The sequence below is a fragment of the Amycolatopsis sp. NPDC047767 genome, from assembly GCF_040704195.1.
Classification (GTDB): domain Bacteria; phylum Actinomycetota; class Actinomycetes; order Mycobacteriales; family Pseudonocardiaceae; genus Amycolatopsis.
In genome coordinates this window covers 212,969-226,960 of the sequence record NZ_JBEYSJ010000002.1, presented here as the reverse complement: position 1 = coordinate 226,960, position 13,992 = coordinate 212,969, and the positions used below count along the sequence as shown (strand labels likewise).

14 protein-coding genes are annotated in these 13,992 nt (G+C 72.8%); 9 read left to right on the top strand and 5 right to left on the bottom strand.

Features of this window, described 5'->3' with window-relative positions; translation table 11 throughout:
* Positions 1–7 precede the first annotated feature (7 nt).
* The gene (locus AB0878_RS04305) at positions 8–217 is read left to right on the top strand and encodes an MbtH family protein (RefSeq protein WP_366576362.1); all 210 of its coding nucleotides are present in this window, start codon (positions 8–10) and stop codon (positions 215–217) included.
* Positions 218–467: 250 nt separating this feature from the next.
* On the opposite strand, the gene AB0878_RS04300 is transcribed toward AB0878_RS04305, so the two are convergent.
* The 3 genes from AB0878_RS04300 to AB0878_RS04290 form a co-directional block, all read right to left on the bottom strand.
* On the bottom strand, positions 468–1,544 hold the full coding sequence (locus AB0878_RS04300; RefSeq protein WP_366576360.1) for an iron-siderophore ABC transporter substrate-binding protein: 1,077 nt from the start codon (positions 1,542–1,544) through the stop codon (positions 468–470).
* Between the two features lie 195 nt (positions 1,545–1,739).
* Positions 1,740–3,515 carry an ABC transporter ATP-binding protein gene (locus AB0878_RS04295; protein ID WP_366576358.1) on the bottom strand — a complete coding sequence of 592 codons (1,776 nt, stop codon included), beginning with the start codon at positions 3,513–3,515 and terminating at the stop codon, positions 1,740–1,742.
* The gene (locus tag AB0878_RS04290; RefSeq protein WP_366576357.1) at positions 3,512–5,203 is read right to left on the bottom strand and encodes an ABC transporter ATP-binding protein; all 1,692 of its coding nucleotides are present in this window, start codon (positions 5,201–5,203) and stop codon (positions 3,512–3,514) included. Before AB0878_RS04290 ends, AB0878_RS04295 begins: the two co-directional genes overlap by 4 nt.
* 114 nt (positions 5,204–5,317) lie before the next feature.
* Here AB0878_RS04290 and AB0878_RS04285 point away from each other — a divergent pair, with 114 nt between their 5' ends.
* Positions 5,318–6,370 (top strand): iron chelate uptake ABC transporter family permease subunit, encoded by a 1,053-nt coding sequence (locus tag AB0878_RS04285; RefSeq protein ID WP_366576355.1) that lies wholly within the window; start codon positions 5,318–5,320, stop codon positions 6,368–6,370.
* A complete protein-coding gene (locus AB0878_RS04280; protein WP_366576353.1) occupies positions 6,367–7,407 on the top strand; it encodes an iron chelate uptake ABC transporter family permease subunit in 1,041 nt (346 codons plus the stop codon). Before AB0878_RS04285 ends, AB0878_RS04280 begins: the two co-directional genes overlap by 4 nt.
* 3 nt (positions 7,408–7,410) lie before the next feature.
* Here AB0878_RS04280 and AB0878_RS04275 read toward each other — a convergent pair whose 3' ends face one another.
* The gene (locus AB0878_RS04275; protein ID WP_366576351.1) at positions 7,411–8,250 is read right to left on the bottom strand and encodes a DMT family transporter; all 840 of its coding nucleotides are present in this window, start codon (positions 8,248–8,250) and stop codon (positions 7,411–7,413) included.
* A gap of 62 nt (positions 8,251–8,312) precedes the next feature.
* A complete protein-coding gene (locus AB0878_RS04270) occupies positions 8,313–8,729 on the bottom strand; it encodes a barnase inhibitor (protein WP_366576349.1) in 417 nt (138 codons plus the stop codon).
* Positions 8,730–8,769: 40 nt separating this feature from the next.
* Between AB0878_RS04270 and AB0878_RS04265 the strand changes: the two genes are divergently transcribed.
* The 6 genes from AB0878_RS04265 to AB0878_RS04240 all read left to right on the top strand — a co-directional run bounded on the left by AB0878_RS04265 (position 8,770) and on the right by AB0878_RS04240 (position 13,992).
* Positions 8,770–9,282: a DinB family protein gene (locus tag AB0878_RS04265; RefSeq protein ID WP_366576348.1), complete on the top strand. Its 513-nt coding sequence runs from the start codon at positions 8,770–8,772 to the stop codon at positions 9,280–9,282.
* 17 nt (positions 9,283–9,299) lie between these two features.
* Positions 9,300–10,010, top strand: a complete 711-nt coding sequence (locus AB0878_RS04260) for an MBL fold metallo-hydrolase (protein ID WP_366576346.1) — start codon at positions 9,300–9,302, stop codon at positions 10,008–10,010.
* A gap of 263 nt (positions 10,011–10,273) precedes the next feature.
* Entirely contained in the window at positions 10,274–11,107 is an 834-nt protein-coding gene (locus AB0878_RS04255; RefSeq protein WP_366576344.1) for an ABC transporter permease, read from the top strand.
* Positions 11,092–11,820, top strand: coding sequence for an ABC transporter ATP-binding protein (locus tag AB0878_RS04250; RefSeq protein ID WP_366576342.1), 729 nt, complete (start codon positions 11,092–11,094; stop codon positions 11,818–11,820). The genes AB0878_RS04255 and AB0878_RS04250 overlap by 16 nt, the downstream gene beginning before the upstream one ends.
* Positions 11,813–12,832: an ABC transporter substrate-binding protein gene (locus AB0878_RS04245; RefSeq protein WP_366576987.1), complete on the top strand. Its 1,020-nt coding sequence runs from the start codon at positions 11,813–11,815 to the stop codon at positions 12,830–12,832. The genes AB0878_RS04250 and AB0878_RS04245 overlap by 8 nt, the downstream gene beginning before the upstream one ends.
* Entirely contained in the window at positions 12,829–13,992 is a 1,164-nt protein-coding gene (locus AB0878_RS04240) for an LLM class flavin-dependent oxidoreductase (RefSeq protein ID WP_366576340.1), read from the top strand. The genes AB0878_RS04245 and AB0878_RS04240 overlap by 4 nt, the downstream gene beginning before the upstream one ends.

Genomic DNA, 13,992 nt, shown 5'->3' with positions numbered 1-13,992 from the left:
AAACACCATGACCAACCCCTTCGAGAACCCCGACGGCATCTACCTCGTGCTCGTCAACGACGAGGGCCAGCACAGCCTGTGGCCCCAGTTCGTCGCCGTCCCGGCCGGCTGGACCACCGCCTTCGGCCCCGACGCCCGCCGGCCGTGCCTCGACTACGTCGAACAGAATTGGACCGACCTGCGCCCGAAGTCCCTCATCGAGGCCATGGAATCCTGACGCGGCAACGCGAAACCGCCCGGTCGGAGACGTTCCGGCCGGGCGGTTCGGCGTTTCAGGTCGGCGGCGGCCGCTCGGCCAGGCGCCGGGGTGGCCGGGACTTCGCGCCACCGACGGGAGCCTTCTCAGCGCGGCGCGGAGGTTGGGCTGCGAGGTGCCGTGCTTGCCGCGGCGCCGGATTCCCTTGCACCACACGACAACGCCCGGCCGGAGGACGTCTCCCGGCTGGGCGTTGTGCGTGCGTGGGGGATCAGGCCGCGGGCTTCACGTCCGTGGCCGGGTTGCCGTCGACGGCGGCGGTGAGCTGGGGGACGATCCGCTCGAGCGTGTAGGGCAGGCTGAGCACGCTGACGAACGACGTGGCGCTGCCGTCGGTGCTGGGGTCCTCGATGAAGACCTCGCGCTTCTGCTTCGCGACGTTCAATCCCGAGTACAGTTTGTCCTTCGCCAGCGTCGCCTGGCCGCCCGGGATGGTGTCGACGATCCAGACCAGGGCGTCGACGTTGAGCAGGTCGGTGCGTTCCGCGCTGATGTTCGCGCCGAACTTGTCGCCGATGAGCTGGTCGAGGTTCGGGGGCAGCTTGAAGCCCAGCGACGTGAGGATGCGCGAGCGCGGGTCCTCGCTGCCGTAGACGAAGTAGCCGTCGTACTGGGTGGCCATCAGCGCGCTCTTGCCGGCGAACTCAGGGTGCGCGGCGCGGGCCTTGGCGAACTGGTCCTCGACGCCGGTCACGAGCGCGTCGGCTTCCTTGGCCTTGCCCACGGCCTTGCCGACCGTCTTGGTCGTCTCCTGCCACGGGATGCCGTAGTCGTTGTACTGCTTGGGCTGCGCGATCGTCGGCGCGATCTTCGACAGGGTGGTGTACTGCTCCTGCGTGAGCGCGGAGTACAGGCCGATGATGAGGTCCGGCTTCAGCGCGGCGATCTTCTCGAACTGCGGCCCGTCGGCGTCCTTGAGCACGGTCGGCAGGGGAGCGTTACCGAGCTTCGCCTTGGCCCACGGCGCGATGGCGCCGGGGAAGTTGCCGAGCCAGTCGGTGGTGCCGACGGGCACGACGCCGAGCGCGAGCAGCGAGTCCTGCTCGGTCAGGCCGACGGTGACGACACGCTGAGGCGCCTTCTCGATCGTCGTGGAGCCGTACTTGTGCTCGATGGTGACCGGGAACGCGCCGGGGTCCGTGGCGCCGGACGCGCCGGTCGAGCCCGGCGCGGCGGGGGTGTCGGAGCCGCACGCCGTGAGCGTGCCGGCGAGCACGAGCGCCGCGGCGAGCGCGCCGGCGGTCCGGGCGCGCCCGCGCGCGGCGGACAGGAGGGAGAAGCGGGCCATCGTCGGTCCTTTGCGGTCGCTCTCGATACGGTGTCGATCAGTACCAATCCGACCACCGTCACGGCCGAATGGCTTCGTAGCAACGGTTGCGTGCTGCTTGGGGTGCGGCCTGCTTTTGGTCGGACTAGTAATCAGGGTTGCCTAACCTAAGTCAGACCGCCTGGCTGATGCAACCACCGTCCACTGCGGCGAGCCTCACTCCGTTACGGAGTCGCGCACCCGGCGCGTCCCCGACCACGCGGCCCACAGCGTCGCGTACCGGCCGCCCGCGGCGACCAGCTCGTCGTGCGTGCCCGTCTCGACGACCGTGCCCGCGTCGAGCACCACGATCCGGTCCGACGCCGCCGCCTGCGTGAGCCGGTGGGCGACCACGAGCCCGGTCCGTCCCTGCAGCGCCGCCGCGGCGGCTGCTTCCAGCGTTTTCGCGCCCGCGCTGCCCGCTTCGGCCGTGGCCTCGTCGAGGATCGCCACCGGCGGATCGGCCAGCACGAGCCGCACGAGCGCGAGCTGCTGCGCCTGCGTGACGGTGAGCTGGTGCCCGCCGTCACCGACGACCGTGTCCAGACCGTCGGGCAGCGCCTCGGCCCACTCCAGCGCGCCGACCGTCGCGAGCGCCGCACGCAGGTCCTCTTCGGACGCTTCGGGCCGCGCCAGCCGCAGGTCGTCGGCCAGCGTGCCGCTGAAGACGTGCACCTCCTGGCTGATCAGCGCCACGGTCCGCCGCGTCTGGGCCGGGCCGAGCTCGGTGAGCGGCACGCCGCCGAGCGACACCGAACCCGAGCCCGGCTGGTGGATCCCGGCGATGAGTTTCGCCAGCGTCGTCTTGCCCGCGCCGCTCGCGCCGACCAGCGCGACGCGTTCACCGGGCGCCAGGTCGAGGTCCACCTCGCGCAGCACCGGGTGACCGTCCACATAGGAGTGCCGGAGCGCGCCGACCTTCACCGACGAGTCGACCGGCCGCGCGGGCTGCCGCGGCTCGACCGACGCGGGCAGGTCGGCCACGCCGATCAGCCGCGCGAGGCCGGCCGTGGCCGCCTGGGCGTCGTCGACGAGCGCGAGTGCGGTGTTGATCGGGCCGAACAGGCTGTGGAAGTACAGCGCCGCCGCGGTGGCGACGCCGACCGTCGCGAGGTTCGCGCCCACGAGCAGGTACCCGGCCGCGAGCACGGCCGAGAGCCCGACGAACTCCGCGAGGTTCAGCCTGCCGAAGAACCGGGTCACCAGGCGGATTCCGCGCAACGCCAGCTCAACCGCGCCGTCCGAACGTTGCCGCACGCGCTCCACGTGCTCGTCGGCCAGCCGGAACGCGCGCACGGTCTTGGCGCCGCCGATCGCGTCGAGCAGCTGCTGTTGCTGTGCGCCGACCGCGGCCCGTTGCGCCGCGTACAGCGGCTTCGCCTGCCGGACGTACCAGCGCACGGTGTGGAGCTGGATCGGCACGGCGAGCAGGGCCGCGAGGAGGAACCGCCAGTCGAGCACGGCCATGGCCACGAGCGTCAGCACGATCGTGAGCACCGACCGGCCCAGCTCCGGCAAGGCCTCGCGCACGGCCTCCGCGACGACCGACACGTCGTTGGTCACCCGGGTGGTGAGGTCGCCGGAACCGGCCTTCTCCACCTGTTCCAGCGGCAGCCCCAGCGCGCGGTCCACGAACCGTTCCCGCAGATCCGCCAGCATCGTCTCGCCGAGGCGGGCGAGCATCGAGGTCCCGATGGCCGTGGCGATCGCCGAGGCCACCGCCACGAGGACGAGCTCCACGACCGGCGTCACGAGGTCCGTGGCCGGGCGGTGCTGCGCGACGATGTCGACGACGCGGCCCAGCAGCGGCGCGGTGAGCAGGCCGACGGCCGTGGCGGCCACGACGAAGGCGAAGGACCCGGCGGCGCGCGCCTTCGAGCGGCGCAGCAGTTCGCCCAGTACCGCGCGGATGCGGTGCCCGTCCGCGGTCGGGAGCAGTTCGCGGGTGGTCATGAAAGCACCGCCGCGCGGTAGTCGGCGCGCTCGCGCACGAGGCCGGCGTGCTCACCTTCGGCGACCACCCGCCCCTCGTCGAGCAGTACCACGCGCTCGGTGGCCGCGAGCAGCGCCGGGCTGGTCGTGACCACGATCGTGGTGCGGCCGCGGCGCAGCCGGGCGATGCCGTCGGCGATCCGGGCTTCGGTGACCGTGTCGACGGCGGTGGTCGGGTCGTGCAGCACGAGCACCGGTGTGTCCGCCGCCAGCGCCCGTGCGAGCGCGACCCGTTGCCGTTGCCCGCCAGAGAGCGAGCGCCCCCGTTCGGTGACGGCCGTGGCCGCGCCGGACGGCAGCGTGCTCGCCACCTCGTCGGCGGCCGCGGCCGCCAGCACTCCGTCCGGCACCGCCGGACCGCCCGCTCGCACGTTCTCCTCCAGGGTTCCTTCGAACAGATCGGCGTCGTGGGCGGCCACGAGCACCACCTCCCGGACGCGGTCCGGGTCCACAGTGGACAGGTCGACCGCGTCGACGCGCACCGTGCCGGTGCCGGGATCGGCGAAGCGGCCCAGGCAGTCGAGCAGGTCGGTGGCCATCGCCGGGTCCGCGGTGACGATCCCCAGCAGCTGTCCGCCGGGCACGGCCAGGTCCAGCTCCCGCAGCTTTCCGTGTGTCACGCGGGAAAGCTCGATCCCGCCCGCGGCCGGCGCCGGCAGGGAAGCGGTGCCCTCGGGCACGGCGAGCGGCGAGTTGAGCACGGTCGCGACGCGCCCGGCGGACGCGCGGCCCTGGGCGAACTGGCCGTTGACCCACGCGAAGATCGAGAACGGGGTCTGCAGGAACTGCGCGAGCCCGACCGCCGCGACCAGGTCGCCGACGCTGATGTCACCGTTGGCCGCGAGGTTCCCGCCGACGAGCGCCACCAGCGCGATGAAGATGCCCGTCAACGCGAGCAGCGCGCCGTTGTGCCACGCCTGCGCGCGGGCGGCGCGGACGGTGGCCAGCAGCGAATCCCGGCTGGTGCGGCGATACCGATCGACGGCGGCCGGTTCCGCGCCGATGCCCTTGAGCACGCGCAGCCCCGCCACCAGGTCGGCCGCGACACCCGACGCGTGCGCCGCGCGCTCCTGCTCGACCTCGCTGCGCTTCTCCAGCGGCTTGCCGATCAGGTGCGCGAGCAACAGCAACGGGGGAGTGCCGAGCAGAACCAGCAGGCCGAGGGGCACGGACATCCGCAGCAGCACGACCGCGCTGACCACGAGGCCCGCCAGCGCCGAGACCCCGAACGGCAGCGTTGCGTTGATCATCCCGACGCGCCGCGCGTCCGAGGTCCCGATGCTGGCCAGCTCACCCGCGAGCGCGCCGGTTTCGGTGCCACCGCGCGAATGCAGCACGCGCCGGGAGAGCGAGAGCCGGATGTCGTGCGCGGCGCGCTCGGCCGCGCGTTCCGCGGCCCGCGCGCCGAAGCGGTAGCTGGAGGACAGCACCAGGAACACCACCGCGAGCACCCCGAGCCAGGTGATCAGGGTGAGCACGGAGCTGTCGGCCACGGCACGGTCGATGACCACACCGATCACCACGGGTACCAGAGCTTCGCCGCCCTGGTGCGCGGCGGCGAGGATCGAGGAGAGCGTCACGGCCCCCCGCTGTCCGGAGATCGCGCGCCGCAGCACGTCCCGCCCGGTCGTCGCTGCAGCCGTCGTCACCGGCGCCCTCCCTTTCGCTCGACCTGCCCAGCGTGCCGCCTGCACCGCGTCTTGATAGGTAAGGCTAGTCTAAGAACCGCCCGCGAAGGAGTGCCCGGTCCGCAGGAGGTGTCGGTGGTCGTCAGCGTCAGCCCACCCGTGGCGGCGGGGCCACCCGCGCACCGGGGGCGGGGCCGAACCCTGCGCTGCGGCGGCCTGGTGTGTGCTGTCGCGCTGCTCGTGCTGGTCATGCTGGTGAGCCTCTGGGTGGGCTCGAAGAGCATCCCGTTCGGCTCGACCTGGTCGGTGCTCTGGCACAACGACGGCAGCGCCGACGCGGTCATCATCCACGACCAGCGGCTGCCGCGGACCTTGCTCGGCGCCCTCGTCGGCGCAGCTCTCGGCCTTGCGGGAGCGGTGATGCAGGCGCTCACGCGCAACCCGCTCGCCGACCCGGGCCTGCTCGGCGTGAACAACGGCGCGGCCGCCGCGGTGGTCTCGGCCATCGCGTTCGCCGGCGTCACGACCGTGCTCGGCTACGTGTGGTTCGCGTTCCTCGGCGCCGCCGTCGCCTCGGTGGTGGTCTACCTGCTCGGCACCGCGGGTCGCGGCGGCGCGACGCCCGACCGGCTCGTGATGTCGGGCGCGGCGCTCACCGCCGTGCTGCAGGCCTACATCGGCGCGGTGCTGCTCATCGACCCCGACACGTTCAACCAGTTCCGGTTCTGGAACGTCGGCTCGCTCAGCGGCCGGCGCGCGGACGTGCTGGTGCAGGTGTCGCCGTTCATCGCGATCGGCATCGTGCTGGCGCTGCTGCTCGCGCGGCCGCTCAACGTGCTCGCGCTGGGCGAGCAGACCGGCAAGGCGCTCGGCGCGCACATCGGCCGCACACGAGTCCTGGGCGCGATCGCGGTCACCCTGCTGTGCGGGGCTTCGACGGCGGCCATCGGACCGATCGCGTTCATCGGGCTGGCGGTGCCGCAGGCCGTGCGGATCCTGGTGGGTCCGGACCAGCGGTGGGTGCTGCCGTACTCGATGATCCTCTCGCCGGTGCTGCTGATCGGGTCCGACGTGATCGGCCGCATCCTCAACCCGCCGGAGGAACTGCAGGTGGGCATCGTGACCGCGTTCCTCGGCGCGCCGGTGTTCATCGCGCTGTGCCGGCGCCGGAAGCTGGCGCGCCTGTGACCGCGATCGAGGACCGTCCCGTCCGGACGCGGCGGGTTTCGCTGCGCGTGACACCACGCGCGTGGGTGGTGGGCATCGTGCTCGCCGTGGTGCTGTTCGGGCTGAGCGCCGTGAGCATGACGACGGGTGACTACCCGCTGTCGGTGCTCGACGTCGTGAAGACGCTCTTCGGCTTCGGCGACGCGGGCACGGAGTTCATCGTGACCACGCTGCGGCTGCCGCGGCTGCTGCTCGCGGTCCTGGTCGGCGCGGCGCTCGCGGTGAGCGGTGGTGTGCTGCAGAGCCTGTCCGGAAACCCGCTGGGCAGCCCGGACGTCATCGGGTTCACCGAGGGCTCGGCGACCGGTGCGCTGCTCGTGATCGTGCTGGCGCACGGCGGTTCCGGCGAGGTGGCGCTCGGCGCGCTCGCCGGTGGCGTGCTCACGGCGCTGGCCGTCGGGCTGCTCGCCTACCGGCGCGGGCTGCAGGGGTTCCGGATGATCCTGGTCGGCATCGGGGTCGCGGCCATGCTCACGGCCGCCAACTCGTACCTCATCACGCGGGCTTCGCTGCAGGACGCGTACGCGGCGCAGGCGTGGCTGGTCGGCGGCCTCAACGGCCGCGGCTGGGACGAGATCTGGCCGGTCGCGATTGCCGTCGCGGTGCTGCTGCCGCTCGCGTTCGGCTACGGCCGGCGGCTCGCGCTGCTGGAGATGGGCGACGACTCGGCCAAGGGGCTCGGGGTGCCGGTGGAGCGCAGCCGCGCGGTACTGCTCGCGGTGGCCGTGACGCTGTGCGCGATCGCCACCGCCGCGACGGGACCCATCGCGTTCGTCGCGCTCGCCGCGCCGCAGCTGGCGAAACGGCTGGCGCGCTCGGCGAAACCGGCGCTGGTGTCCTCGGCGCTGATGGGCGCGCTGCTGCTCGTGGCCAGTGACCTGGTGACGCGCCTGGTGTTCGGCGAGGAAGGCCTGCCGGTCGGCATCGCGACCGGCGCGATCGGCGGGCTCTACCTGATGTGGCTGCTGTCGAACCAGTGGCGGCGCAACCGCGGCTGAGCCTCAGACGGGCTGCTCGATCGGCGCCGGCTCGCCGAAGCGGGCCAGCGCGAGCGCCGCGGTGACCGCGAGCACGAACCCGGCGATCGCCACGACGACGAAGCCGGGCCGCGTGCGGTCGCCGAGCAGCACGACGCCGATGAGCGAGGGCAGCACGGTCTCGCCGAGCACCATCATCGCGGTCGACGTGGTCACGCTGCCGCGCTGCAACGCCGTGGCGTAGAACAGCATCGCCAGGCCACCGGACACCGCGAGGATGTACAGCGCCGGGTCGGTCAGCAGGTCGAGCGGGGCGAGACTCGGGATGACCCGGCCCGCCACCGCGACCAGCCCGAAGCACAGCCCGGCGATCAGCCCCAGCGCCGGCGTGCGGACGCGGCGCCCGGCCTTGCCCGCCGCGATCCCCGCCAGCCCGAGCACCACCACGGCGCCCGCGAGCGCCAGCCGGAAGCCCAGGCCCACCTGGTCCGAACCTTCGCTCTGCGCCGCCGAACCCAGCAACGCCAGCCCCGCGCACACCACGGCGACGGCCGCCCACTCGCGCGCCCCGAGCCGCACGCCGAACACCCGCGCGGCCACGGCGGTCACCGCCAGGCTCGCCGCCTGCGTGGCCTGGACGACGAACAACGGCAACACGTGCAGGGCGGCGATCTGCGCGACGAACCCGAGCACGTCCAGCCCCAGGCCCGCCACGTACTTCCACTGCCGCAGCACCCGCAGCAGCAACCGCGGGTCGACCCCCGCGCCCGCGTCGGGCGTCGCCTTCGCCGCCACGGCCTGCATCACCGACGCGACGCCGTACGCCACGGCCGAGAGCAGCGCACACAGCAGTCCCCACACCATGACCGTCACCCTATTCCGGGCGGGGTGACGGAGGTCAGGCCGTTCCCCCGGCGGAGGCGCCCTCAGGCCAGCTCGAGGAGGACGCGGTCCTCGGCTTCGCGACCGCCCGGCCCGTGGCTGCGGATGATGCCGACGATCTCGTCGAACAGGGTCGGGCCCGCACCTCGCCGCGCGGCGGCGATCCTGGCCTCGATCGAGGGCCGGTTCGACGGGTGGCAGGTCCGGAGCAGCTCGGTCAGCCGGAGGATCGTCGCCTCGTGACCGAGCGCGGCCCGAGACGTCCGTGAGTCGAGCCAGCGCAGGACCCAGCCGCCGTCCGGGGTGCCGAAGCCGCCCCGGAGCACGTCGTTGAACGCGTCGAGACTCCCTCGCCAGCGGTAGCCGTCGAGCAGCCCGGAGAACTCGCGGGTGAAGCCCGCGAAGTCGGAGAACCGGGACCCGTCGATGACCAGGACCGGAAGGTCGTCGTGGCCGGTCATGGTGCCAGCATGCCATGCCCCGCGTTGTAGGCTGCCGGCCATGTCGAACACGAGTTCGAAGGCCGAGCGGGCCTGGCCCGACCCGTTGAGCGGCGACGAGCTGACCGTCCAGCTGCGGTTCCTGGACTTCCTGCGGGCGACCGCGGTGAACAAGGTCGCGGGCCTGAGCCGGGAGCAGGCGGCCGCGGCACCGCTGCCGAGCTGGCCGCGGATGAGTGCGCTCGGCGTGCTGAAGCACCTGACGGCCGTCGAGCGGTGGTGGCTCTCGATCGAGGCCGGTGGGGCCGACGCGCCGTCGTTGTGGGCGGGTTCGGCGGACCCGAGCTGGGACCTCGCCGGCGAGGACGACCCGGCGTCGGTGGTCGCCGCTTACCGCGCGGAGTGGGAGCGGTCGGCGGCGGCGCTGGCGGGGCTCACGCCCGGGGACCGGACGCGCCGCGGTGGGGCGTTCACGGTGCGGTGGGTGCTGGCCCACGTCGTGCAGGAGACCGCCCGCCACGTCGGGCACCTCGACGCGCTGCGCGAGCTGGCCGACGGTGAGGTGGGGGAGTGAGCCGATAGGCTGCGCCCATGGCAGACCAGCTGTACTTCCGCCAACTGCTCGCCGGCCGGGATTTCGCGGTCGGGGACCCGGTCGCGACGCAGATGGTCAACTTCGCCTACCTGATCGGCGACCGCGAGTCGGGTGAGGCCGTGATCGTGGATCCGGCCTACGCGGTGGGCGACCTGGTGCAAGTGCTCCACGACGACGGCATGCGCCTGACCGGCGTGCTCGCCACGCACCACCACCCCGACCACGTCGGCGGCGACATGATGGGCTTCTCGCTGCCCGGCATCGCCGAGCTGCTCGCGATCGAGCAGGTGCCGATCCACGTCAACACCGAAGAGACCGAGTGGGTCCGCCGCGTGACCGGCGTGTCCGGCACCGACCTGCGCGCGCACGACCACGACGACGTGCTCAGCGTCGGTGCGATCGACATCCGGCTGCTGCACACCCCCGGCCACACGCCGGGCAGCCAGTGCTTCCTCGTCGGCGACCGGCTCGTCTCGGGCGACACGCTGTTCCTCGAGGGCTGCGGCCGCACCGACTTCCCGGGCGGTGACGCCGACGCGATCTACCGCAGCCTCCAGTGGCTCGCGACGCTGCCCGGCGACCCCGTCGTCTACCCGGGCCACCAGTACTCGGCCGAGCCGTCGGCCGCGCTGTCCCACGTGAAGGACACCAACTTCGTGTTCCGGCCGCGTTCGCTCGACGAGTGGCACCGGATGTTCGGCGCCTGACGCCGTCCCACTCCTCGGATCGCCGGCGCCGTTCCGGGCGTGCACAGGCGGCACAAGCGCCGTGCCGGTTCCAGTGCCTGGGAGCCGGCGTGGGCTTTGTTGACGCGGTCCGCCGGATCGGGTGAAGCTCGGGTCATGAACCTCGGCGCGCTGCTCGTGAGCCGCCTGCACGTCGACCTCCGGCAGCAGGCGAGCGCGATCTGCCGTTCCTGCTGAGCGTTTCCCCTTTCCCCGTAGCAAAAACCCGTACCCGGGAGAAATCCGTGTCGATTTCCACCACGGGTGTGCTGACGCGCGCCCGAAAACCCGAAGCCACCGGGCCGCCCAGGCCCGCGCAACGACCCGCCAGGCGCCGGATTTCCCTGCGGCGCTGGATCAGCCCGGTCGTGCTCGTGGCCGCGTGGCAGCTGGCGAGCTCCACCGGCGTGCTGCCACCGGAGAAGCTCAGCGCCCCGTGGACGGTGCTGACCAGCGCGGTCGACCTCGCCCGCACCGGCGAGCTGGGCAACGCGTTCGTCGTGTCTCTCGGCCGGGTCGGAGCGGGGTTCGCGCTCGGCGCCGTCGTCGGCGTGCTGCTCGGGATCGTCGCCGGGCTGTCGCGCTGGGGCGAGGCACTGGTCGACCCGCCCGTGCAGATGCTGCGGACGCTGCCGTTCCTCGGGCTGATCCCGTTGTTCATCCTGTGGTTCGGGATCGGCGAGGAGACGAAGATCGTGCTCGTGGCCCTCGGGGTCGCTTTCCCGCTCTACCTGAACGTCCACTCGGGAATCCGCACGGCCGACGCCCGGCTGGTCGAAGCCGCGCGGGCACTGGGTTTCACGCGCGGTGAACGGCTGTGGCACGTGATCCTGCCCGGCGCGCTGCCGCAGGCACTGGTGGGGTTGCGGCAGTCGCTCGGGCTGGCGTGGCTCGCGCTGATCGTCGGCGAGACCGTGAACGCCGACGCCGGCCTGGGCTACCTCATCAACAACGCCCGCGAATTCCTCCGCACCGACGTCGTGGTCGTCGGCCTGATCGTCTACGCGATCCTCGGCCTCGTGACCGACGCGCTGGTGCGGCTCCTGGAACGGAGGGCGCTGCGATGGCTGGCCCCGTGACGCCGGTGGTCGCGGTGCGCGACCTGACGAAACGGTTCGGCGAGCGGACCGTCCTCGACGGACTGGAGCTCGAGATCGGCCGTGGCGAGTTCGTCGCGCTGCTCGGCCGGAGCGGCTCGGGCAAGTCGACGCTGCTGCGCGTGCTCGCCGGGCTCGACACGGAAATCGACGGCACCGCGCACGTCGAGGGCACCGTGTCGGTCGCGTTCCAGCAGCCGCGCCTGCTGCCGTGGCGCAAGGTCTGGCGCAACGTCGTGCTCGGCCTGCGCCGCGCCGGCGGGAACCACTCGCGCGATCGCCGCGTCGCCGAGCAGGCGCTCGAGGAAGTGCGCCTGTCCGGGCACGAGGACGACTGGCCGCTGACGCTGTCCGGCGGTGAGGCACAACGGGTTTCGCTCGCCCGCGCGCTCGTGCGCGAACCGGACCTGCTGCTGCTCGACGAACCGTTCGGCGCGCTCGACGCCCTGACCCGCCTGGCGATGCACCGGCTCGTCGAACGGCTGTGGCGCACGCACGAACCCGCGGTGCTGCTCGTGACCCACGACGTCGACGAGGCCCTGCTGCTCGCCGACCGCGTGCTGGTCCTCGACGAGGGCCGCATCGTCTCCGAACACGTCCTCGGCCACCCGCGGCCGCGGACGGCCACCGACCACGCCGACGTGCGCTCACGCGTGCTGGCCGACCTGGGAGTGATCGAAGGTGCACCTGCGTAACACCGTCCGCGCCGCCGCAGCCGCGGTGCTGTTGTTCGGCGGGCTCACCGCTTGCTCCTCGTCCGGAGCGGCGACCGGCCCCGCGCCCGTGCCCGCCCCCGTTTCGGCGGCCGACCTGGCGAAGGTGACGCTGCGCGTCGGCGACCAGAAAGGCGGGGTGAAGTCGCTGCTCACGGCGGCGAACCTGCTGTCCGACGTGCCCTACCGCATCGAGTGGTCCACGTTCACGTCCGGACCGCCGCTGCTGGAAGCGGCCTCGGCCGGCGCGATCGACATCGGCCGGGTCGGCAACACGCCGCCCATCTTCGCGGCCGCGGCCAAGGCGAAGATCTCGGTGGTCAGCGTCGCGAAGAGCAACGTCGAGCGCGAGGCCATCCTGGTGCCGCCGGACTCGCCGCTGAAGGACGTGGCTTCCCTGCGGGGCAAGACGATCGCGGTGTCGAAGGGCAGCTCCGCCCACGGGCAGCTGCTGAACACGCTCAAGCGCGCCGGGATGTCCACGAAGGACGTGAAGCTGTCGTTCCTGCAGCCGTCCGAGGCCTACGCGGCCTTCACCCAGCACCAGGTGGACGCGTGGGCGATCTGGGACCCCTACACGGCTCAGGCGCAGCTCGACGCCCACGCCCGCGTGCTCTCCGACGGCCGCGGCAGCTCCAACGGGCTCGCGTTCGAGACCGCGAGCACCGCCGCACTCGCCGATCCGGGACGCAACTCCGCCATCCAGGACTTCGTGAAGCGCGTGGTCAAGGCGCAGCTGTGGGCCAACACCCACCGCGACGCTTGGGCGAAGGCGTGGGCCGCCGAGACCGGCCTGGAACCCGCGGTGGCGGAGAAGGCCGTGTCCGCCGGCCGCGACGAGCCGATCCCGCTCGACGACTCGGTCGTCGCCTCGGAGCAGCAGCTGGCCGACGCCTTCACCGAAGACGGCACCCTGCCCGGGAAGGTCGACTTCGCGGCGTTCGCAGACCGCCGCTACGGGCCCGACATCGAAGCCGTGAGGAGCAACGGATGAGCCTGAAACTGCACTGGTTCCTGCCGACGAGCGGCGACGGCCGCACGATCGTGGAACGCTTCCACGCCAACAAGTCCCTGGGCCGGGCCGCGCAGCGACCGGCCGACCTCGACTACCTCGCCCAGATCGCCCGGGCGGCCGAGCAGCTCGGGTTCGAAGGCGTGCTCACGCCCACCGGCACGTGGTGCGAGGACGCGTGGCTCACCACGGCCGCGCTGATCCGCGAGACGCGCCGGCTGAAGTTCCTCGTCGCGTTCCGGCCCGGCGTCATCTCGCCGACGCTGGCCGCGCAGATGGCCGGCACGTTCCAGCGCCTGTCGTCGGGCCGGGTGCTGCTCAACATCGTGACCGGCGGCGACGCGGTGGAGCAGCGCCGCTTCGGCGACTGGCACGACCACGACGCCCGCTACGCCCGCACCGACGAGTTCCTCACGATCGTGCGCGGCGTGTGGTCGGGCCGTCCGTTCGACTTCTCCGGCGAGCACCTCGAAGTCGCGGGCGCGACGACGCTGGCCGCGCCCGATCCGGTGCCACCGCTGTACTTCGGCGGCTCCTCGCCCGCGGCGCTGCCGGTGGCCGCGCGTCACGCCGACGTCTACCTGACGTGGGGCGAGCCGCCCGCGCAGGTCGCGGAGAAGATCGGGAAGGTGCGCGCGCTGGCTGAGGCCGAGGGCCGGACCGTCCGGTTCGGCGTCCGCCTGCACACCATCGCGCGCGACACGTCGGCGGAGGCGTGGGCCGAAGCGCAGCGCCTGCTCGACGCGCTCGACCCGGCGCAGGTCGCGCAGGCGCAGGCGCAACTCGCGGCGAGTGAGTCCGAGGGCCAGCGCCGCATGGTCGCGTTGCACGGCGGCCGCCTCGACGCGGGCGCGCGCGGGCTCGAGATCCACCCGCACCTGTGGGCCGGCATCGGCCTCGTGCGCGGCGGCGCGGGTACGGCGCTGGTCGGCAGCCACGAGGAGATCGCCGACCTCATCGAGGAGTACCACGCGGTCGGCGTCTCGGAGTTCGTGCTGTCCGGCTACCCGCACCTGGAGGAGGCGTACTGGTTCGGCGAGGGCGTGCGGCCGGCGCTGGCCCGGCGCGGTCTCCTGGCCGGCGAGCCCGTGCTGCGGTTCCGGGAAGAGCTTGCGCAGCGGAGCGCGACGGCGGCCCAGTAG

Coding starts and splice junctions, on each gene's coding strand:
- AB0878_RS04300 (WP_366576360.1), bottom strand. CDS start 1,544: ATGGCCCGCTTCTCCCTCCTGTCCGCCGCGCGCGGGCGCGCCCGGACC.
- AB0878_RS04260 (WP_366576346.1), top strand. CDS start 9,300: ATGGCAGACCAGCTGTACTTCCGCCAACTGCTCGCCGGCCGGGATTTC.
- AB0878_RS04270 (WP_366576349.1), bottom strand. CDS start 8,729: ATGACCGGCCACGACGACCTTCCGGTCCTGGTCATCGACGGGTCCCGG.
- AB0878_RS04295 (WP_366576358.1), bottom strand. CDS start 3,515: ATGACCACCCGCGAACTGCTCCCGACCGCGGACGGGCACCGCATCCGC.
- AB0878_RS04265 (WP_366576348.1), top strand. CDS start 8,770: ATGTCGAACACGAGTTCGAAGGCCGAGCGGGCCTGGCCCGACCCGTTG.
- AB0878_RS04305 (WP_366576362.1), top strand. CDS start 8: ATGACCAACCCCTTCGAGAACCCCGACGGCATCTACCTCGTGCTCGTC.
- AB0878_RS04240 (WP_366576340.1), top strand. CDS start 12,829: ATGAGCCTGAAACTGCACTGGTTCCTGCCGACGAGCGGCGACGGCCGC.
- AB0878_RS04250 (WP_366576342.1), top strand. CDS start 11,092: ATGGCTGGCCCCGTGACGCCGGTGGTCGCGGTGCGCGACCTGACGAAA.
- AB0878_RS04275 (WP_366576351.1), bottom strand. CDS start 8,250: ATGGTGTGGGGACTGCTGTGTGCGCTGCTCTCGGCCGTGGCGTACGGC.